This is a genomic window from Elioraea sp. Yellowstone, assembly GCF_006704265.1.
GTDB lineage: Bacteria > Pseudomonadota > Alphaproteobacteria > Acetobacterales > Acetobacteraceae > Elioraea.
In genome coordinates this window covers 1-18,572 of record NZ_VIKA01000063.1, presented here as the reverse complement: position 1 = coordinate 18,572, position 18,572 = coordinate 1, and the positions used below count along the sequence as shown (strand labels likewise).

The following is an 18,572-nucleotide window of genomic DNA, read 5'->3' as shown; positions in this document are numbered from 1 at the left end:
GGCCTGTTCCGCGGGTCGCGCTGTCGCGGCGGAGAGGCCGATGAGCAGCAGCACGCCGGCCGCCAGGAGGGCGCGAATGGCCCGCAGGGCGGCGGCAGGCGGTCTCAGACCGGCGGCCGGCGGCCCGTCGCGCCGATCCCGCTCGGCGCGGCGCGCTGGCCCGTCGCCGCGCTCGTCCTCGCCTATCTCGCGGCGGTGCTTCTGGTGCCGCTCGCGGCACTCGCCGCCGCCGCGCTGGTGCCGGCGACGGGGGTGCCGATCGGCGCCGATACGGTGACGCTGCGCAACTTCACCGCCGCGCTCGCCGCCGGGTCGCACACCCTGCGCGCGATCGGCAACTCGCTTGCGCTCTCGCTCGGCGCGGCCGCGATCCTGGCGCTGGCTGCGCTGCCGATCGCGCTCAGCCTGCGCCGGCGCGAGGTGCGGGTCGGCTCGGCCGCCGCCGACCTGCCCTATGCCCTGCCCGGCACCTGCACCGCGGTGGCCGCGATCCTGGTGGTGCTGTCGGTGCCGGGCGGGATGGCGCTCTACGGCTCGCTCGCGGTGATCCTGCTCGCCTATCTGACGCGCTTCCAGGCGCTGGCGCTGCGCCCCGCGGCGGCTGCGGCGGCGCGGCTCGATCCGCTGCTGGATCATGCCGCGCGCGGCGTGGGTGCCGGCACGCTGCGCCGCGTCGTCTCGATCCACGCCCCGCCGCTCGCCCCCGCGCTCGCCGCCGGGGCGATCCTGGTGGCGCTGACCGCGATCAACGAGCTGCAGGTGTCGGTGCTGCTCTACGGGCCGGGCACGCAGACGCTCGGCGTGCTGGTGTTCACGCTCCAGGACAGCGGCCAGTCGGCGCAGGCAGCCGCGGTGTCGTGCCTCGCGCTCGCCCTGATGGCGGCGCTGATGGCGGCGGCGACGCTGGCGGCGCGGCGGCTGCCGGCGGGCACGCTGCCGTGGCGGCCGTGAGGCGGCGCGCCCGGCCGCCGGCTCCGGCGGTCGCGCCGTTGCCGCCCGCGCCCGGACGCCCTATCCCGGCGCGCAGGAGGGTTCGATGACCGGCGCGTTCCGCCGCATCTGGGGACTGGTCTACCGCCACCTCGCGCTCTACCGCCGCTCCTGGCCGCGGCTGGTGGAGCTCGCCTACTGGCCCGTGCTGCAGATGTGCATCTGGGGCTTCGTCACCGAGTTCATGGTCCGCCAGTCCGGCTGGGCGGCCGCCGCCTCGGGCGTGCTGATCGGCGCGGTGCTGCTCTGGGAGGTGTGCCTGAGGAGCCAGATGGGCTTCGCCATCTCGTTCCTCGAGGAGGTGTGGTCGCGCAACCTCGGCAACCTGTTCGTGGCCCCCATCCGGCCCTGGGAGCTGGTCGGCGGGCTCGTCGCGATGAGCGTGTTGCGCATGCTCGCGGGGATCGTGCCGGCGATCCTGCTCGCCTGGGCGCTCTACCGTTTCGACATCCTCGCGATCGGCCCGGCCCTGCCGCTCTTCTTCGCCAACCTGATGGCGATGGGCTGGGCGGTGGCGCTGGCGGTGACGGCGATGGTGCTGCGCTACGGCGCCGGCGCCGAGGCGCTCGCCTGGTCGGTGCTGTTCGGCCTCGCCCCCCTCTCGGCGGTGTTCTACCCGGTCGCGGTGCTGCCGCCCTGGCTGCAGCCGGTCGCGCTCGCGATCCCGGCCACCCATGTGTTCGAGGGCATGCGCGCGGCCCTGCTGGAGGGGCGCTTCGCCGCCGGGAACCTCGCCTCCGCGGCGGCGTTGAACCTCGCGTGGCTGGGCGCGGCCGGCGCCCTCTTCACCGCCGTGTTCCGCACCGCCCGCCGCAAGGGGCTGCTGCTCAACGTCGGCGAGTGAGGGCATGCTAGGCTTGCCGCCGATTCGCGCCACCCGGCAGAAGGAGGTTGGCATGACGTGGTCTCCCACCCGCCGCGGGCTCCTCGCCGCCGCCGCCGCGGCGCCGCTGCTGCCCCGGCCGGCCGCCGCCCAGGCGGAGCAGCAGGCGCTGGTCGATCGCGCCACGCTGACCGTGAACGAGCTGATGGGCGGCGAGTTCGGCGCGGACCTGCGCCAGGTGCTGCGCCGGGCGCGCGCGGTGATGATCTTCCCGCGCGTCTTCCGCGGCGGCTTCATCCTGGGCGGCGAGGGCGGCTCCGGCGTCCTGGTCGCGCGCGACGGCGCTGGCACCTGGTCGAGCCCCGCCTTCTACGGCCTCGGCTCGGCGAGCCTCGGCCTGCAGATCGGCATCACCGACAGCCAGGTCATGCTGTTCATCATGAACGACCGCGCGCTGAACGCGATGCTGCAGAGCCAGTTCAAGTTCGGCGCCGATGCCGCGCTCGCGGTCGCGACGATCGGCGCGGGGATCGCGGGCGCGACGACCGCGGCGCTGCGCGCCGACGTGGTGTCGGTGGCGAAGTCGCGCGGGCTCTACGCGGGGATCTCGCTCGAGGGCTCGATCATCGCCCGGCGCAACGAGGAGAACGCCGCCTATTACGGCCGGCCGGTCAGCCCCGAGCAGATCGTGCTGACCATGGAGGCGCACAATCCGGGCTCCGACAACCTGCGCGCCGCGCTGATCCGCTGGAGCCAGGAGTAGCGCTTCCCCCGCCGGCCCGGCAGGCGTAGCGTCCGGTCCGATGCCGGACGCGCGCCCCTTCTGGGAGACGAAGACGCTCGAGGAGCTGACGCCCGCCGAGTGGGAGGCGCTGTGCGACGGCTGCGGCCGCTGCTGCCTGCACAAGCTGCGCGACCCGGATGACGGGGCGCTCGCCTACACCGCGGTCGCCTGCCGGCTGCTCGACCTCGAGCGCTGCCGCTGCACCGACTATCCGCGCCGCCACGTCCGCGTGCCCGACTGTGTGCGGCTGACACCCGCGGAGGTGCGCGCGGCCGACTGGCTGCCGCCCACCTGCGCCTACCGGCTGCGCGCCGCGGGAGAGCCGCTCGCCTGGTGGCATCCGCTGGTCTCGGGCGATCCGGAGAGCGTGCACCGGGCGGGCATCTCCGTGCGCGGCCGCGCCGTCGCCGAACGCGAGGCAGGGGCGCTCGAGCGACATGTCGCCTCCTGGCCTCGGCGCTGGCCAAAGGGGGCGAAGGGCGCTACTCCGCCGGCGGACCAGGGAAGGACACGCCCATGACCATGCTGGACGACGCGATCTATGGCGGCGTGAACGCCGCGGTGCTGACGCCGATGACGCCCGACCTCGCGCCCGACATCGCGCTGATGGCCGAGCATTGCCGCTGGCTGCTCGCCAACGGCTGCGACGGGCTCGGCGTGCTGGGCACCACGGGCGAGGCGAACAGCTTCTCGGTGGCCGAACGCATCGCGGTGATGGAGGGGCTGGTCGAGGCCGGCATTCCGGCGGCGCGGATGATGCCGGGCACGGGCTGCGCGGCGCTCACCGACAGCGTCGAGCTGACCAGGCGGGCCAAGGCGCTCGGCTGCCCGGGCGTGCTGATGCTGCCGCCCTTCTACTACAAGAACCCGAGCGAGGACGGGCTGTTCGCGTATTTCGCCGAGGTGATCGAGCGCGTGGGGGGCGGGATCAGGGTCTACCTCTACCACTTCCCGCAGCAATCCGCGGTGCCGTTCTCGCTCGGCCTGATCGACCGGCTGATGCGGGCCTTCCCCGGCACGATCAAGGGCATGAAGGACAGCTCCGGCGACTACGCGAACATGAAGGCGATGATCGACGCCTTCGGCGCGGAGGGCTTCGAGGTCTATTCCGGCTCCGACGAGTTCCTGCTGCGCATCCTGCGCGAGGGCGGGGCAGGCTGCATCACGGCGGCCGCGAACGTGAACTGCACCGCGGGCGGGCGCGTGGTCGCGGCGTTCCGCGCCGGCGACGAGGCCACGGCCGAGGCCGCGCAGGCCGTGCTGACGGCGACGCGCAAGGTCTGCACCTCGGTGCCGCTGATCGCGGGCCTGCGCGAGATCGTCGCGCGCGCGACCGGCAATCCCGGCTGGCGGACGATCCGCCCCCCCAACATGGCCCTGAAGGCCGAGCAGGTGGCGCCCTTCCTCGCCGCCTTCGACGCGACCGGGATCGGCGGGCTGAAGCGCGCCGCTTAGCGCGGGGACGGCTCAGCCCGTCCCCTTCACGCTCGCCGAGAACAGGTTCAGCACCAGCACGCCGGCGAGGATCAGGCCGATGCCGATCAGCGCCGGCGCATCGAGCGTCTGGCGGAACACGACCCGGCCGATCAGCGCGATGCCGACGATGCCGACCCCGGACCAGATCGCGTAGGCGACCCCCACCGGGATCGCGCGCAGGGCGAGCGAGAGCGCATAGAAGGCGAGCCCGTAGCCCGCGATCACGGCCAGGCTCGGCCAGAGGCGGGTGAACCCGTCCGAGGATTTGAGGGCGGCGGTGGCGATCACCTCGCAGACGATCGCGACGGCAAGGGCGAGCTGGGGCATGGCGACTCCCGGAGGCTGGCGGAGATGCAGCTTCGCATGCCGGACGGCGGCGGCGCGCGCCGGCTTGGTCGGGGGGGCATGTCATGTTATAAAGTAACCATGCGTGCTCCCCTCTCGCTCGTCGCCGGCGCGGGCCAGCGCCTTGCCCTGGTCGCGCCCCTCCTCGCCGCGCTCTGGGCGCTCGTGCTCTGGGCGATGGCATGATCGCGCCGATCCGCCTCAGCGACGTCACGGTCGCCTACCGGCGCCGTCCGGCGGTGCACCACCTCTCGGGCACCTTCGCGCCCGGCAGCATGACCGCGATCGTCGGGCCGAACGGCGCGGGCAAGACGACACTGCTCCGTGCCCTGATCGGCGAGCTGCCGCTCGACCAGGGCCGGATCGACCGCGGCGGGATCGATCCGCGCGACATCGCCTATCTGCCGCAGCAGGCGGCGCTGGACCGGACCTTCCCGCTCGCCTGCGCCGAGGTGGTGGCGATGGGGCACTGGGGTCGCATCGGCGCATTCCGCCGCATCACCGGCGCGGCGGCGGCGCGCGTCGCCGACGCGCTCGCCGCGGTCGGGCTCGACGGCTTCGCGCGGCGTCCGCTGGCGACGCTGTCGGCCGGGCAGTTCCAGCGCGTGCTGTTCGCGCGCATGCTGCTGCAGGACGCGCCGGTGGTGCTGCTCGACGAGCCCTTCACCGCGATCGATGCGCGCACCACGGCCGACCTGATGCGGGTCGTGACGGGCTGGCACGGCGAGGGCCGCACCGTGATCGCCGTGCTGCACGACCTCGAGATGGTGCGCGCCCACTTCCCCGACGCGCTCCTGCTCGCGCGCGAGGCGATCGCCTGGGGGCCGACCGGGACGGCGCTCACCTCCGCCAACCTGTTCCGCGCGCGCATGATGGCCGAGGCCTGGGACGAGGATGCCGCGATCTGCACGCGCGGCGAGTCGCGCCGCGCCGCCTGACGGCCATGCTGCTCGACCCGTTCCTCGAGTTCGCCTTCATGCGCCGCGCGCTCGCGGGCTGCCTCGCGCTCTCGCTCTCCGCGCCGCCGCTCGGCGTGTTCCTGGTGCTGCGGCGGCTCTCGCTCATCGGCGATGCGCTCGGCCATGCGATCCTGCCCGGTGTCGCCCTGGCGGCCGCGCTGTTCGGCCTCTCGCTCGTGGCGATGAGCGCGGGCGGGGTGCTCGCGGGGCTCGCGGTGGCGCTGGGCGCCGGGCTCGCCGCCCGCGGCACGGCGCTGCGCGAGGACGCCTCGCTCGCCGGGTTCTATCTGGTCGCCCTCGCCCTCGGCGTGGCGATCGTCTCGGCGAGCGGCGGACGGATCGACCTGATGGCGCTGCTGTTCGGCGCCGTGCTCGCGGTGGACGATCCGGCCCTGCTGTTCATGGCCGGCACCGCGAGCGTGACACTGATCATGCTGGCGATCCTGTGGCGGCCGTTCGTGATCGAGACCTTCGATCCGGGCTTCCTGCGCGCCGCGCGCGGCCGCGGCGCGGTCTGGCATCTCGGCTTCCTCGCGCTCGTGGTGCTGAACCTGGTCGCGGCGTTCCACGCGCTCGGCACGCTGATGGCGGTCGGGCTGATGATGCTGCCGGCGACCGCCGCGCGGTTCTGGGCGGCCACGCTCGGCGGCCAGGTCGTGGTGGCGTCCGTGCTCGCGATGCTCGCCTCGGCGGCCGGGCTCGCGCTCTCCTTCCATGCCGACGTGCCGACCGGCCCGGCGATCGTGCTGACCGCCGGCGCCCTCTGGATCGTTTCGCTCGCAGCCGGGCGCGAGGGATCGCTGCTCGCGCGGGTGCTGCGCCGGCCGCACTACGCCGGCTGAACACGGAGGTTCCGATGCCGACACGACGTCATGTCCTGCTGGGCACCGCCGCGCTGGCCTTGCTCCCGCCCGGCGCGCGCGCCGCCGACCCGGTCCAAGTGGTGGCCTCGTTCTCGATCCTCGCCGATCTCGTGCGCGAGGTCGGAGCCGAGCGCGTGCGCATCGACACGCTGGTCGGCCCCGACCAGGACGCGCACGCGTTCCAGCCCACGCCGGGCGACGCGCGGCGGATCGCGGCCGCGCGCGTGGTGGTGCTGAACGGGCTCGGCTTCGAGGGCTGGATGACGCGCCTGATCCGGGCCGCGAACTTCCAGGGCACCGAGATCGTGGCGAGCCGCGGCATCCGCACCCTGCGCGCGCGGCACGCGCACGCGCACGGGCACGGGCACGGGCACGGCGAGACCGATCCGCACATCTGGCAGGACCCGAAGCGGGCGCAGGTGATGGTGCGCCGCATCGCCGCCGGGCTCGCCGCCGCCGACCCGGCGGGGAAGGCGGCGTACGAGGCGAACGCCGCACGCTACAACGAACGCCTCGAGGCGCTGCATGCCTGGGTGGAGGCGCAGTACGCCGACATCCCGCGCGCGCAGCGACGCGTCGTCACCAGCCACGACGCCTTCGCCTATTACGGCGAGCGCTACGGCATCGACTTCCTCGCCGCCCAGGGCGTCACGACCCGCGGCGAGCCCTCGGCGGCCGGGATCGCCCGGCTGGTGCAGCAGATCCGGCGCGAGCGCATCCGCGCGATCTTCATCGAGGGCATGGCCAATCCGCGCATCCTCGAACAGGTCGCCGCCGAATCCGGCGCGCGTGTCGGCGGCACGCTCTACTCGGACGCGCTCTCTCCGCCGGACGGCCCGGCGCCGACCTACGAGGCGATGATCCGCACCAACACCGCGCGCATCGCCGCGGCCCTGGCGGGATGACGGGACGCTGCCGCGGTGCAGCATTTGTCATCCTTCGGTCATTTGCCCTATGCATGGCGCAACACTAAGTCGGCCCCGTCTCGGACGGGCCAAGGCGGCCTGCCGCGACCGGCAACAGGGAGAGACCGGGATGATCGATGCGACGCGACGGTTGGGGCTGATCGGGCTGCTGGTGGCGGCCGCCGCCCTGGCCCCGAGGGGGGCTGCGGCACAGGCGGCGCAGGACTGCCCGCGAGGGACGCTGGATGCCCGCTTCTGCGACCGCGACGGAGATCTCGTCGCGGATACCCCGACCGATCCGGGCCAGCTCGTCGATCCCTCCGTCCTCGTCTTCGCCTACACCCCCGTCGAGGATCCTGCCGTGTACCGTTCGGTCTGGCAGGGCTTCATGGACCATCTCGCCAAGGCCACCGGCAAGCGCGTGCAGTTCTTCGCCGTGCAGTCGAACGCGGCCCAGATCGAGGCGATGCGCGCCGGTCGCCTGCACGTCGCCGGCTTCAACACCGGATCGAACCCGCTCGCGGTGAACTGCGCCGGCTTCGTGCCCTTCGCGATGATGGCCTCGCGCGAGGGCGAGTTCGGCTACAACATGGAGATCATCGTGCCGGCCGACAGCCCGGTGCAGCGGATCGAGGATCTGAAGGGCCGCACGATCGCCTTCACCGCGCCCACCTCGAACTCGGGCTTCAAGGCGCCGTCGGCCCTGCTGGCGAGCCAGTTCAACATGCTGGCCGAGCGCGACTTCAAGCCGGCCTTCTCGGGCCGGCATGACAACAGCATCATCGGCGTTGCCAACAAGGACTACGACGCCGCCGCGATCGCCAACTCGGTAATGGCGCGGATGGTGGCGCGCAATGCCGTCGATCCCGCGCGCATCCGGTCGATCTACCGCAGCCCGCCCTTCCCGACCACCGGCTACGGCCACGTCTACAACCTCCGGCCCGAGCTGCAAGCGAAGATCCGCGAGGCGTTCTTCAGCTTCCCGTGGGACGGCTCGGCCCTGCTCGCGGAGTTCCAGAAGAGCCAACCGCCGCAGGAGAAGTTCATCCCGATCACCTACAAGGAGCATTGGGCGGTGGTGCGTGACATCGACAAGGCGATGAACGTCTCCTACGCCTGCCGTTGATCGCGCATCGGGCCATGGACGGGGTGGCCGGCACGGCCCGGCCACCCGCATCATCGCCGGGGGCGCCGCGATGCTGGTGATCGAAGGGCTGACCAAGCGCTACCCCACAGGCGACCTCGCCCTCGACGGCGTCTCGCTCACCGTGCCGAAGGGGCAGGTGATGGCGCTGATCGGGCCCTCCGGCGCGGGCAAGTCGACGCTGATCCGCTGCGTCAACCGGCTCGTGGAGCCGACCGCGGGCGCGGTGCGGCTCGGCGCGACCGAGATCACCCGGCTGGGCGACCGCGCGCTGCGGCGTGCGCGCCGGCGCATGGGCATGATCTTCCAGGAATACGCCCTGGTCGAGCGGCTGACCGTGATGGAGAACGTGCTGTCGGGACGGCTCGGCTATGTCGGCTTCTGGCGGTCGTGGTTCCGCCGCTTCCCGCTCGCCGACATCGAGGAGGCGTTCCGCCTGCTCGCGCGCGTCGGGCTGGACCACATGGTGGACAAGCGGGCCGACGCGCTCTCGGGCGGGCAGCGCCAGCGCGTCGGCATCGTGCGCGCGCTGATGCAGGATCCCGAACTGCTGCTGGTGGACGAGCCGACTGCGAGCCTCGACCCGAAAACCAGCCGGCAGATCATGCGGCTGATCATCGAGCTCGCGAAGGAGCGGAACCTCGCCGCCATCATCAACATCCACGACGTCGCCCTCGCCCAGCTCTTCGCCGAGCGGATCGTCGGGCTGCATGCCGGGCGGATCGTGTTCGACGGTCCCGCCGCCGCGCTGACGCCGGAGGTGCTGACCACGATCTACGGCGAGGAGGACTGGTCGGCGACCATCCGCAAGGTCGAGGACGGGGACGGGGACGGAGACGAGCCACCCTCCGTCGAGGCGGCGCGGATCGCCGCCGCGGACTGACGGGGATGGATGCCCGCGCCGCCGCCCTCGCCTGGCGCCCGCCGCCGCTGATCGAGGCGGCATGGCTGCGCTGGGCCGTCTATGGCGGCGCCCTCCTCTACCTCGTCCTGGCACTGGGCACGCTGGAGGTGAACTGGCAGCGCGCGGCCGAGGGGATCGAGCGCGGCGGCCGCTTCCTCGCCGCGTTCTTCCCGCCCGACTTCGCCTCGCACTGGCGCGAGATCGAGGAGGGCCTGCTCGAGAGCCTGACCATGACGGTCACCTCGACCGTCTTCGGCGTCATCCTGTCGGTGCCGGTCGCGCTGGGGGCGGCGCGCAACCTCGCCCCCCTGCCGGTCTACCTGTTCTGCCGCGCGGTCATCGCGATCAGCCGCACCTTCCAGGAGGTGATCATCGCGATCCTGTTCGTCGCCATGTTCGGCTTCGGTCCGCTCGCCGGCATGATCACCCTCGCCTTCGCGACGATCGGCTTCATGGCCAAGCTGCTCGCGGAGGACATCGAGGACATCGAGCGGTCGCAGGCGGAGGCGGTGCGCGCGACCGGCGCGTCCTGGTTCCAGCTCCTCGCCTGGGGCATTCAGCCGCAGGTGCTGCCGCGCTTCATCGGGCTCTCCGCCTACCGCTTCGACATCAACTTCCGCGAGAGCGCGGTCCTCGGGCTGGTCGGCGCCGGCGGGATCGGCGACACGCTGAACAACGCGCTCGACCGCTACGAGTTCGGCACGGCCGCGGCGGTGCTGCTGATCATCATCGCGATCGTGCTGGCCTGCGAGTACGCGAGCGGGTTCATCCGCCGGGCGGTGCAGTGATGCCGGTGGTCACGCACGAGCAGGGAACGCGGGTCTGGATGCGCCGGACGAGGGCGGGCGATCTCGTCGCGTGGCTGGGCTGGCTGATCGGGGTCGCGCTCACGGTCCTCTGCTTCCAGTTCATCTCAGACCGGACGATCTGGGGCTTCGTGTGGGACGCGCCGGCCCAGGCGGCGGATCTGCTCGAACGCAGCGTGCCGCCGCGCTGGTCCTACGCCCACGAGCTCTGGCGGGCGATGTGGGATACGCTCAACATCGCGACACTGGGCACGGTGCTGGCGATCGCGACCGCCGTGCCGGTGGCCTTCCTGGCCGCGTACAACACGACACCGTCGGCCCTGCTCGTGCGCCCGGTCGCGCTGTTCGTGATCGTCGCCTCGCGGTCTGTGAACAGCCTGATCTGGGCGCTGATCCTGGTGATCATCTTCGGCCCCGGCATGCTCGCCGGCATCCTCGCGATCGCGCTCCGCTCGATCGGCTTCATCGGCAAGCTGCTCTACGAGGCGATCGAGGAGATCGATCCCACCCAGGTGGAGGCGGTGACGGCGACCGGCGCCGGAAGAGCCCAGGTGCTCGCCTGGGGGATCGTGCCGCAGGTGATGCCCGCCTTCGCCGGGATCAGCGTGTTCCGCTGGGACATCAACATCCGCGAGGCGACAGTGCTGGGGCTGGTGGGCGCGGGCGGCATCGGCATGCAGCTCCAGGCGAGCATCAACACGCTCGCCTGGCCGCAGGTGTCGATGATCCTGATCCTAATCCTCGGCACCGTGGTGGTCAGCGAGTGGCTCTCGGCGCGGGTACGCCACGCCATCATCTGATGAGCCCTGTGGGCGGGCGGGCCTGCGGCCTGCGGTTTCGCCTGTCTTGAGGCCGCCGGGGCAGGAATCGGCCGGGCGTCTGGAAGATCCCGCCGTTTGTTGTGCGCCGACCAGGCTGCGGACAGGGCCCGCCCCTCTCAAGCCGCTGCACCGATCAGCGTCGCGGTGCGACGCCGGGTGTAGGCGGTCGCGGCGAGCCTGACCTGGAGCCCGGCCTTGCCGAGGCGCGATACCCTCCGCACAAAGGTCGAGCCTTTGTGCGGAGGGTATCATCCTCCTCCACGCGCCCGAGGATCCGTCCCGCGCTGAGCCGGCTCCGTCGCCGTGCGACGCTCCTCGACGGATCCGACCTGTCCTCGGCTCAAACCGCGCGGAGCACGTCAACCCGACCCATCCGACTATGGATCAGGTTTGCCACGCGGCCTGGCGTTCCGGCACGAGGATCAGGGCACCAAGCGGCGGCAGGGTCAGCGACAGCATGTGCGGATGGCCGTGCGCGTGCGCCTCGGTGGCGTGCACGGCACCGCCATTGCCGAGATTGCTGCCGCCATACGCCCCGGCGTCGCTGTTCAGCACCTCGCGCCAGACCCCGCCGCACGGCACACCGATGCGGTAGTCCAGGCGCGGCACCGGGGTGAGGTTCAGCACCACCAGGGCGAGGTCGCCGCCGGCGCGGCGAAGGAAGGCGAACACGCTCTGCGCCGCATCGTCGCCCACCACCCAGGCGAAGCCCTCGTGCGTCGTATCGGCGCGGTGCAGCGCGGGCAGGGTGCGGCTGATCCGGTTGAGGTCGCGCACCAGGCGCTGCACGCCGGCGTGACGCGGATCATCGAGCAGGTGCCAGGGCAGCCCCGTGTCGTGGTTCCACTCGGTGGGCTGGGCGAGTTCGCCGCCCATGAACAGCAGTTTCTTGCCGGGATGCGTCCACTGGAGGGTCAAGAGCGCGCGCAGGTTCGCGCGCTTCTGCCAGTCGTCGCCGGGCATCTTGCCGTAGAGCGAGCCCTTCCCGTGCACCACCTCGTCGTGCGAGAGCGGCAGCAGGAAGCGCTCGCTCCAGGCATAGACCAGCCCGAAGGTGATCTCGTTGTGGTGCCACTTCCGATGGGCAGGATCGCGCGACATGTAATGGAGCGTGTCGTGCATCCAGCCCATGTTCCATTTCAGGTCGAAACCGAGTCCGCCATGTTCCGTCGGATGGGTGACGCCCGGCCAGGCGGTGCTCTCCTCGGCGATCATCAGCGCGCCCGGACAGCGTGCATGCACCGTCGCGTTGAGCTCGCGCAGGAACGACACCGCTTCCAGATTCTCGCGTCCGCCATGCACGTTCGGCACCCACTCGCCCTCGCGGCGCGAGTAGTCGCGGTAGAGCATCGAGGCGACCGCGTCGACGCGCAGGCCGTCAGCATGGAAGTGCTCGAGCCAATGGAGCGCCGAGGCGATCAGGAACGCCCGCACCTCGTGGCGGCCGAAATTGTAGATCAGCGTGTTCCAGTCGCGATGGAAGCCTTCGCGCGGATCGGCGTGCTCGTAGAGGGCCGTGCCGTCGAAGCGGCCCATGCCGTGCGCGTCGGTCGGGAAATGCGCCGGCACCCAGTCGAGGATCACGCCGATCCCGGCGGCATGGCAGCGATCGACGAAGCGCGCGAAACCCTCCGGCGGTCCCAGCCGCGCGCAGGGCGCGAACAGGCCGAGCGGCTGGTAGCCCCAGGAGCCGCGGAACGGATGCTCCATCACGGGCAGGAGCTCGACATGGGTGAAGCCCATGCCGGCGACATAGGGCACCAGCCGTTCGGTCAGCCGGTCCCAGTCGCCGACGCCCTCCATCCAGGACTCGGCATGCACCTCGTAGACGGTGATCGGCGCGTCCGACGCCTGGCGCGCGGCGCGCCCGGCCATCCAGGCCTGGTCCGTCCAGGCGAAGGGGCGCGGATCGGCAACGATGCTCGCGGTCGCCGGCGCGGCCTCGGCCTGGCGCGCGAGCGGATCGGCCTTCAGCGGCAGCATCGTGCCGTCGGCGCCGATGATCTCGTACATGTAGCGGGTGCCCGGACCGAGCCGCGGCACGAACAGCTCCCACACCCCGGCCTCGCGCCGGAGCCGCATCGGATGGCGCCGCCCGTCCCAGCAGTTGAAGTCGCCCACCACCGAGACGCGGCGCGCGTTCGGTGCCCAGACCGCGAAGCGCACGCCGGGGATGCCGTCGATCGTCATGGCCCGCGCGCCGAGCGCGGAGGCGAGTTCGCGATGCGTGCCCTCAGCGAGCAGATAGACGTCCATCTCGCCAAGCAGAAGGCCGAAGGCGTAGGGATCCTCGGTCTCCTGGATCACCCCGCCCGGCCAGCGGATGCGCAGGATGTAGCCGCCCGCACTCGGCGCCGGGCCGCCGAACAGCCCGGCCGGATGGATCAGCGGCAACGCGACCGCGACACCGCCCGCAACGACCTCGACCCGTTCCGCTCCGGGGGCGAAATGCCGCACCTCGCCCGCATGCGGCCCGAGCAGGGCGAACGGGTCGCCATGCCGCCCGGCGACCAGCGCCTCGATTGCCGGCGCGCTCACGGCGCGATCCTCGCCGCGAGCCCGAGCAGCCCGCCGAGCGGCACGGGCAGCCATTCGGGCCGGTTCGCCGCCTCGTAGCGCACCTCATAGGCGGCCTTCTGCACCAGGAAGAGGTCGAGCAGCGCCGCCTCGGCCGAGGGCGCGACGAGGCGCTGCGGCGCGGCCGCAACCGCTTCGCGATAGGCTGCGAGGAAGGCGGCAGAGGCCTCCTCGCGCCAGCGCGCGATCATCGCCGCGCGCCGTTCGGCCGGCGCAACCAGGGCTGCCGCCGTCATCTCGGGCGCGGTCGCGACCGCGGCGGCATAGTCGAGGCTGCGAAGGAGCCCCGCGACGTCGCGCAGCGCGCTCGCCTTGGCGCGGCGCTCCGCGAGCGGACGGGCTGGCTCGCCCTCGTAGTCGACGATCACCACGTCACCCTGCGCGATCAGCACCTGGCCGAGGTGGAAGTCGCCATGATGGCGCGTCATCAGCGCGCCCACGGCCCTGCGCGCAAGCCGCGGCACGGCCCGGCGCAGCCGTTTCGCCACCGTGCGCAGTTCCGCGGCAAAGGGCATGGCCGCCTCCGGCACTGCCGCGCCGGCGAGTGCCGCGAGCGCGAGGTCGAGCTGCGCGAGCGTGTCCTTGGCCCAGGCCTCGGCGTGCTCGGCGCCGGCGCGCTCGGGCGCGAAGTCCGGCACGTCGGAGGGGCGCGCGAGGATCGCGTGCAACTCGCCGAGCCGGCGTCCGATCGCCGCGGCGATCGGCAGGTAGCCGGCGAGCGCGTCGGTCGGAACCTCCGCGACGAGCGCGGCCTCGTCCAGCACGCGGTGCAGCCAGTCGAGCGTCCACTGCCAGCCATCGCCCTGATTGCGCACGAACTGCTGCAGCAGCATCAGCGTCCAGGGCGTGCCCTCCGGATCGACGCGCACCACCTCGCCCAGCAGTGCCGGCGCACCCTGGTAGCCCGCCGCCGTCAGATGCCGCGTCATCTCCGCCTCGGGATGGATGCCCGGCGTGACACGGCGCAGGAGCTTCAGGACCACCGCCTCGCCATGGATCAGCGAGGAGTTCGACTGCTCGGCCGAAAGCCGCCGCGTCTCGGCCCCGGGCGCGATCTCCAGCGTCGCGAGACCGGGGCCGGGAATGAAACGGATCTCGCCCTGCTCGGTCGGCAGTCGTGCCTCCTCGCGCAGGCAGGCGAGCACCGCCGGCACCAGCGCCTCGGAGGCGAAGGCATCCGTGAGGTAGCCGACGCGGCGCACCTGGCGCAGCCGCGAGAGCGCGAGCTGCGCCGGCAGCGGGCTCGCGGTGTCCTCCGAGACCGCGGCGAGCGGCAGGAAGTAGTGCGCGACCTGGCTGTCGAGGCGCACCTCCAGCTCGGCGAGCGCGACATAGCCGCCGGTATGCGGCAGGGTCGCATGGGCGACGATGCGCACCTCGCGCGGGGTCTCGCCCTTGGCGCCGAACCAGCGGCGGAGCGGCAGCCAGGCGGGCAGGATCTCGCGTTCGAGCTCGCGGCGGACGGCCCCGCCGAGCAGCTCGGTGGCGTCGTTGCGCACCACGATCGTGCGCAGCTCCGGCAGCGGCTCGGGCGCGCTGACGTGCCAGGCCGGCATCGCCATCTGCTCGGCGAGCAGGAACCAGTAGAACCCGTAGGGCGGCAGGGTGAGCAGATAGGTGAGCCGGCCGATCGGCGGGAACGGCGTGCCGCCCAGCATCTCCACAGGCACCCGGCCGGCGAGCGCGGAGAGGTCGAGCTCCACGGCCTGTGCCGCACGCGAGAGGTTGAACACGCAGAGGATCGTGTCCTCGCCCTCCTCGCGCAGATAGGCGAGCACCTTGCGGTTCGAGGGGTAGAGAAGGCGCAGCGTGCCGCGGCCGAACGCCCTCGAGCGCGCGCGCACCGCGAGCATGCGCCGCGTCCAGTTGAGCAGGGAGTGCGGATCGCGCGACTGCGCCTCGACGTTCACCGCCTGGTAGCCGTAGATCGGGTCCTGGATCGGCGGCAGGACGAGGCGGGCGGGGTCGGCGCGGCTGAAGCCGCCATTGCGGTCGGGCGACCACTGCATCGGCGTGCGCACGCCGTCGCGGTCGCCGAGATAGATGTTGTCGCCCATGCCGATCTCGTCGCCGTAGTAGATGATCGGCGTGCCGGGCATGGAGAGCAGCAGTCCGTTCATCAGTTCGATGCGCCGCCGGTCGTGCTCGAGCAGCGGGGCGAGGCGGCGGCGGATGCCCAGGTTGAGCCGCGCACGCCGGTCGGCGGCGTAGGTCGCCCAGAGATAGTCGCGCTCGCGGTCGGTCACCATCTCGAGCGTGAGCTCGTCGTGGTTGCGCAGGAAGATCGCCCACTGGCAGCCCGGCGGGATGTCCGGCGTCTGGCGCAGGATGTCGGTGATCGGGAAGCGGTCCTCCTGCGCGATCGCCATGTACATGCGGGGCATCAGCGGGAAGTGGAACGCCATGTGGCATTCGTCGCCGTCGCCGAAGTACTCCTTGACGTCCTCGGGCCACTGGTTCGCCTCCGCGAGCAGCATCCGCCCCGGATAGCGGCGCTCGAGCTCGGCGCGGATGCGCTTCAGGATCGCGTGCGTCTCCGGCAGGTTCTCGTTGCTGGTTCCCTCACGCTCGACCAGATAGGGAACGGCGTCCAGCCTGAGCCCGTCCACACCGATGTCGAGCCAGAACCGCATGACGGAGAGGACCGCGCGCAGCACCCGCGGGTTGTCGAAATTGAGATCCGGCTGGTGGCTGTAGAAGCGGTGCCAGTAATAGGCCTGCGCCACCTCGTCCCACGCCCAGTTCGATGTCTCGGTGTCGAGGAAGATGATGCGCGTGCCGGCATAGCGGTCGTCGCTGTCGGACCAGACGTAGAAGTCGCGCTGCCATGATCCCGGCGGGGCGCGGCGCGCACGCTGGAACCAGGGGTGCTGATCGGAGGTGTGGTTGATCACGAGCTCGGTGATCACGTTCAGGCCGCGCTTGTGCGCCTCCTTCACGAAGCGGCGCGCGTCCGCGAGCGTGCCGTAGTCGGGATGGACGCTCCGGTAGTCGGCGATGTCGTATCCGTCGTCGCGGCGCGGGCTCGGATAGAAGGGCAGCAGCCAGAGCGTGTTCACGCCGAGCTCGGCGACGTAGTCGAGCTTCTTCAACAGGCCCGCGAAGTCGCCGACGCCATCATCGTTGGCGTCGAAGAAGCTCTTCACGTGCAGCTGGTAGATCACCGCGTCGCGGTACCAGTGCGGATCGCGCTCGGTCATGCCGCATGCCCCACGGGGTGGACGCGCCAGATCGCGAAGGGCAGCCAGGTCGGATCGAGCCTGATCTGCTGCATCTTGCCGCGCCAGACGAAGCGGTGGCCGGTCATCAGCTCCTCGGCCTCGAGTGCCGCATGGTCGGGCAGGCCCCATTCCCAGAGCGGCAGTTCGACCGACGCCTCGCGTGCATGGTGCGGATCGAGGCTCACCGCCACGAGCACGACGTTGGAGCGGTCGGGAGTCGCCTTGCGGTACCACAGCACCGCGTCGTCGAAGGCGTTGTGGAAGGCAAGCCCGAGATGGCTCTGCAGCGCCGGATTGGCGCGGCGGATCGCGTTCAGCCGCGCGATCTCGGCCTTGATGTTGCCGGGCCGGTCGCGATCCCAGGCGCGCAGCTGGTACTTCTCGGAGTCGAAATACTCCTCCTTGCCCGGAAGCGCTGCGGCCTCGCAGAGCTCGAAGCCCTCGGTCATGCCCCAGAGCCCGGAGAGCGTGGTGGCGAGCGCGGCGCGGATCAGGAAGCCCGGCCGGCCCGAGGTCTGGAGGAAGCGCGGGTTGATGTCGGGCGTGTTGACGAAGAAGTGCGGGCGGAAGAAGTCGCGCGGCGCGGCGGTCGTCAGCTCGGTGAGATACTCCGTGATCTCGCGCTTCTCGTTGCGCCACGTGAAGTAGGTGTAGCTCTGGCTGAACCCGAGCTTGGCCAGACGGTACATCATCTTCGGCCGTGTGAAGGCCTCGGAGAGGAAGATCGCGTCCGGGAACTCGGCGCGGATGTCGGCGATCAGCCACTCCCAGAACGGCAGCGGCTTGGTGTGCGGGTTGTCCACCCGGAAGGTGCGCACGCCCTCGCGCGCCCAGAAGCGCACCACATCGCGCAGAGCGAGCCACAGCGACGGCACCGCGCCGGGCGCGTAGAACTCGACATTGACGATGTCCTCGTACTTCTTGGGCGGGTTCTCGGCGTAGCGCAGCGACCCGTCCGGCCGCCAGGCGAACCACTCCGGATGCTGCTTGAGCCACGGATGGTCCGGGCTGCACTGGATCGCGAAGTCGAGCGCGATCTCGAGCCCGTGGGCCTGCGCCGCCGCCACCAGGCGACGGAAGTCCTCGAGCGTGCCGAGCTCGGGATGGATCGCGTCATGCCCGCCCTCGGCCGCGCCGATCGCGTACGGGCTGCCGGGATCGTCCGGCCCGGCCGTGAGGCTGTTGTTGCGCCCCTTGCGGTTGGTGCGCCCGATCGGGTGGATGGGCGGGAAGTAGAGCACGTCGAAGCCCAGATCGCGGATCTCGGGCAGGCGGCGGATCACGTCGGCGAAGGTGCCGTGGCGCGCCGGATCGCCCGACTGGCTGCGCGGGAAGAGCTCGTACCAGGAGGCGAAGCGCGCCTCGCGCCGCTCCGCCTCCACGGGGTGCTCGGCGCTCGCGGCGGCGAAGGGGCGGTCGTCGGCGGCGCGCATCAGCGCCTCGGTACCGGGATCGAGCAGCAGCGACAGCCGGGTCGCGCCGTCCGCCGTGGCGAGGCGCTGCGCGAGGGCGGCGAGCGCGCCGCCCGCGCGTGCGGCCGCCGCGGCGACGAGCCGCGTGCCCTCCTCGAGCTCGAGCGTCAGGTCCAGCCCGGCATCGTGCTTCTTCTCGAGCTCGACGCGGAACGAGGCGAACACGTCGCGCCAGGCGACGATGCGGAACAGGTGACGCCCCAGCCGGCCGAGCGGGAAGGCGCCGCGCCAGCGGTCGTTGGCGACCAGCGTGAGCCGGGTCTCGCGCCACTCGGCCTCGTCGGCGGCGCGGAACTGCACCACCCCGGCGAGCCGGTCGTGGCCGTCGCAGATCAGGTCCGCTTCGACCTCGACCAGCTCGCCGACGATCCGCTTCACCGCGAACCGCCCGCCATCGACCGCGGGCGAGACGGCCTCGATCGCGATGCGCGGCTGGGCCGCCGCCGCCGCCGCCGGCCACGGCGCGCCCGCAGGCTCCGGGC

General features: G+C 72.0%; 15 protein-coding genes and 1 pseudogene. 12 read left to right on the top strand and 4 right to left on the bottom strand.

The genetic code is table 11. The features are described 5' to 3' along the window. From FK498_RS10515 to FK498_RS10495, 5 genes and pseudogenes are all read left to right on the top strand, one after another. Positions 1 to 951, top strand: a pseudogene (locus FK498_RS10515) (hypothetical protein); the annotation flags it as partial. An 85-nt stretch (positions 952 to 1,036) separates the two neighbouring features. Further along, the gene (locus FK498_RS10510) at positions 1,037 to 1,834 is read left to right on the top strand and encodes an ABC transporter permease (RefSeq protein ID WP_141854296.1); all 798 of its coding nucleotides are present in this window, start codon (positions 1,037 to 1,039) and stop codon (positions 1,832 to 1,834) included. Between the two features lie 52 nt (positions 1,835 to 1,886). Continuing rightward, positions 1,887 to 2,576 (top strand): lipid-binding SYLF domain-containing protein, encoded by a 690-nt coding sequence (locus tag FK498_RS10505; RefSeq protein ID WP_141854294.1) that lies wholly within the window; start codon positions 1,887 to 1,889, stop codon positions 2,574 to 2,576. A gap of 40 nt (positions 2,577 to 2,616) precedes the next feature. Next, complete coding sequence (locus FK498_RS10500; RefSeq protein ID WP_141854292.1) at positions 2,617 to 3,117, top strand: YcgN family cysteine cluster protein; 501 nt, start codon at positions 2,617 to 2,619, stop codon at positions 3,115 to 3,117. After that, a complete protein-coding gene (locus tag FK498_RS10495) occupies positions 3,114 to 4,052 on the top strand; it encodes a dihydrodipicolinate synthase family protein (protein WP_202614808.1) in 939 nt (312 codons plus the stop codon). The genes FK498_RS10500 and FK498_RS10495 overlap by 4 nt, the downstream gene beginning before the upstream one ends. 12 nt (positions 4,053 to 4,064) lie before the next feature. Here the strand turns inward: FK498_RS10495 and FK498_RS10490 are convergent, their stop codons facing one another. Beyond that, complete coding sequence (locus FK498_RS10490; RefSeq protein ID WP_141854290.1) at positions 4,065 to 4,400, bottom strand: multidrug efflux SMR transporter; 336 nt, start codon at positions 4,398 to 4,400, stop codon at positions 4,065 to 4,067. Between the two features lie 200 nt (positions 4,401 to 4,600). On the opposite strand from FK498_RS10490, the gene FK498_RS10480 reads away from it, so the two are divergent. The 7 genes from FK498_RS10480 (at position 4,601) to phnE (FK498_RS10450) (ending at position 10,799) form a co-directional block, all read left to right on the top strand. Further along, positions 4,601 to 5,356 carry a metal ABC transporter ATP-binding protein gene (locus tag FK498_RS10480; RefSeq protein ID WP_141854286.1) on the top strand — a complete coding sequence of 252 codons (756 nt, stop codon included), beginning with the start codon at positions 4,601 to 4,603 and terminating at the stop codon, positions 5,354 to 5,356. A 5-nt stretch (positions 5,357 to 5,361) separates the two neighbouring features. Next, on the top strand, positions 5,362 to 6,219 hold the full coding sequence (locus FK498_RS10475) for a metal ABC transporter permease (protein ID WP_141854284.1): 858 nt from the start codon (positions 5,362 to 5,364) through the stop codon (positions 6,217 to 6,219). Positions 6,220 to 6,233: 14 nt separating this feature from the next. After that, complete coding sequence (locus FK498_RS10470) at positions 6,234 to 7,145, top strand: metal ABC transporter solute-binding protein, Zn/Mn family (protein ID WP_141854282.1); 912 nt, start codon at positions 6,234 to 6,236, stop codon at positions 7,143 to 7,145. A 130-nt stretch (positions 7,146 to 7,275) separates the two neighbouring features. Beyond that, positions 7,276 to 8,271, top strand: a complete 996-nt coding sequence (gene phnD / locus FK498_RS10465; RefSeq protein ID WP_141854280.1) for a phosphate/phosphite/phosphonate ABC transporter substrate-binding protein — start codon at positions 7,276 to 7,278, stop codon at positions 8,269 to 8,271. Between the two features lie 70 nt (positions 8,272 to 8,341). Beyond that, entirely contained in the window at positions 8,342 to 9,172 is an 831-nt protein-coding gene (gene phnC / locus FK498_RS10460) for a phosphonate ABC transporter ATP-binding protein (protein ID WP_141854278.1), read from the top strand. Positions 9,173 to 9,177: 5 nt separating this feature from the next. Next, the gene (phnE, locus tag FK498_RS10455; protein WP_141854276.1) at positions 9,178 to 9,981 is read left to right on the top strand and encodes a phosphonate ABC transporter, permease protein PhnE; all 804 of its coding nucleotides are present in this window, start codon (positions 9,178 to 9,180) and stop codon (positions 9,979 to 9,981) included. Between the two features lie 38 nt (positions 9,982 to 10,019). Then, positions 10,020 to 10,799 (top strand): phosphonate ABC transporter, permease protein PhnE, encoded by a 780-nt coding sequence (gene phnE / locus FK498_RS10450; protein ID WP_237560911.1) that lies wholly within the window; start codon positions 10,020 to 10,022, stop codon positions 10,797 to 10,799. A gap of 405 nt (positions 10,800 to 11,204) precedes the next feature. Here phnE (FK498_RS10450) and glgB read toward each other — a convergent pair whose 3' ends face one another. From glgB to FK498_RS10435, 3 genes are all read right to left on the bottom strand, one after another. Continuing rightward, a complete protein-coding gene (gene glgB, locus FK498_RS10445; RefSeq protein ID WP_141854272.1) occupies positions 11,205 to 13,412 on the bottom strand; it encodes a 1,4-alpha-glucan branching protein GlgB in 2,208 nt (735 codons plus the stop codon). Then, on the bottom strand, positions 13,355 to 16,597 hold the full coding sequence (gene treS, locus FK498_RS10440; RefSeq protein WP_141854270.1) for a maltose alpha-D-glucosyltransferase: 3,243 nt from the start codon (positions 16,595 to 16,597) through the stop codon (positions 13,355 to 13,357). Before treS ends, glgB begins: the two co-directional genes overlap by 58 nt. Then, a partial coding sequence (locus FK498_RS10435) for an alpha-1,4-glucan--maltose-1-phosphate maltosyltransferase (RefSeq protein ID WP_141854268.1) occupies positions 16,594 to 18,572 on the bottom strand: 1,979 nt, incomplete at its 5' end. The genes FK498_RS10435 and treS, both read right to left, overlap by 4 nt.

Excerpts from the sequence above, each read along its gene's own strand:
- FK498_RS10495 (WP_202614808.1), top strand. The coding sequence starts at position 3,114 with ATGACCATGCTGGACGACGCGATCTATGGCGGCGTGAACGCCGCGGTG.
- FK498_RS10480 (WP_141854286.1), top strand. The coding sequence starts at position 4,601 with ATGATCGCGCCGATCCGCCTCAGCGACGTCACGGTCGCCTACCGGCGC.
- FK498_RS10490 (WP_141854290.1), bottom strand. The coding sequence starts at position 4,400 with ATGCCCCAGCTCGCCCTTGCCGTCGCGATCGTCTGCGAGGTGATCGCC.
- phnD (WP_141854280.1), top strand. The coding sequence starts at position 7,276 with ATGATCGATGCGACGCGACGGTTGGGGCTGATCGGGCTGCTGGTGGCG.
- FK498_RS10475 (WP_141854284.1), top strand. The coding sequence starts at position 5,362 with ATGCTGCTCGACCCGTTCCTCGAGTTCGCCTTCATGCGCCGCGCGCTC.
- phnE (WP_237560911.1), top strand. The coding sequence starts at position 10,020 with ATGCGCCGGACGAGGGCGGGCGATCTCGTCGCGTGGCTGGGCTGGCTG.
- treS (WP_141854270.1), bottom strand. The coding sequence starts at position 16,597 with ATGACCGAGCGCGATCCGCACTGGTACCGCGACGCGGTGATCTACCAG.
- glgB (WP_141854272.1), bottom strand. The coding sequence starts at position 13,412 with ATGGCTGCCCGTGCCGCTCGGCGGGCTGCTCGGGCTCGCGGCGAGGAT.
- FK498_RS10470 (WP_141854282.1), top strand. The coding sequence starts at position 6,234 with ATGCCGACACGACGTCATGTCCTGCTGGGCACCGCCGCGCTGGCCTTG.
- FK498_RS10500 (WP_141854292.1), top strand. The coding sequence starts at position 2,617 with ATGCCGGACGCGCGCCCCTTCTGGGAGACGAAGACGCTCGAGGAGCTG.
- FK498_RS10510 (WP_141854296.1), top strand. The coding sequence starts at position 1,037 with ATGACCGGCGCGTTCCGCCGCATCTGGGGACTGGTCTACCGCCACCTC.
- phnE (WP_141854276.1), top strand. The coding sequence starts at position 9,178 with ATGGATGCCCGCGCCGCCGCCCTCGCCTGGCGCCCGCCGCCGCTGATC.
- phnC (WP_141854278.1), top strand. The coding sequence starts at position 8,342 with ATGCTGGTGATCGAAGGGCTGACCAAGCGCTACCCCACAGGCGACCTC.
- FK498_RS10505 (WP_141854294.1), top strand. The coding sequence starts at position 1,887 with ATGACGTGGTCTCCCACCCGCCGCGGGCTCCTCGCCGCCGCCGCCGCG.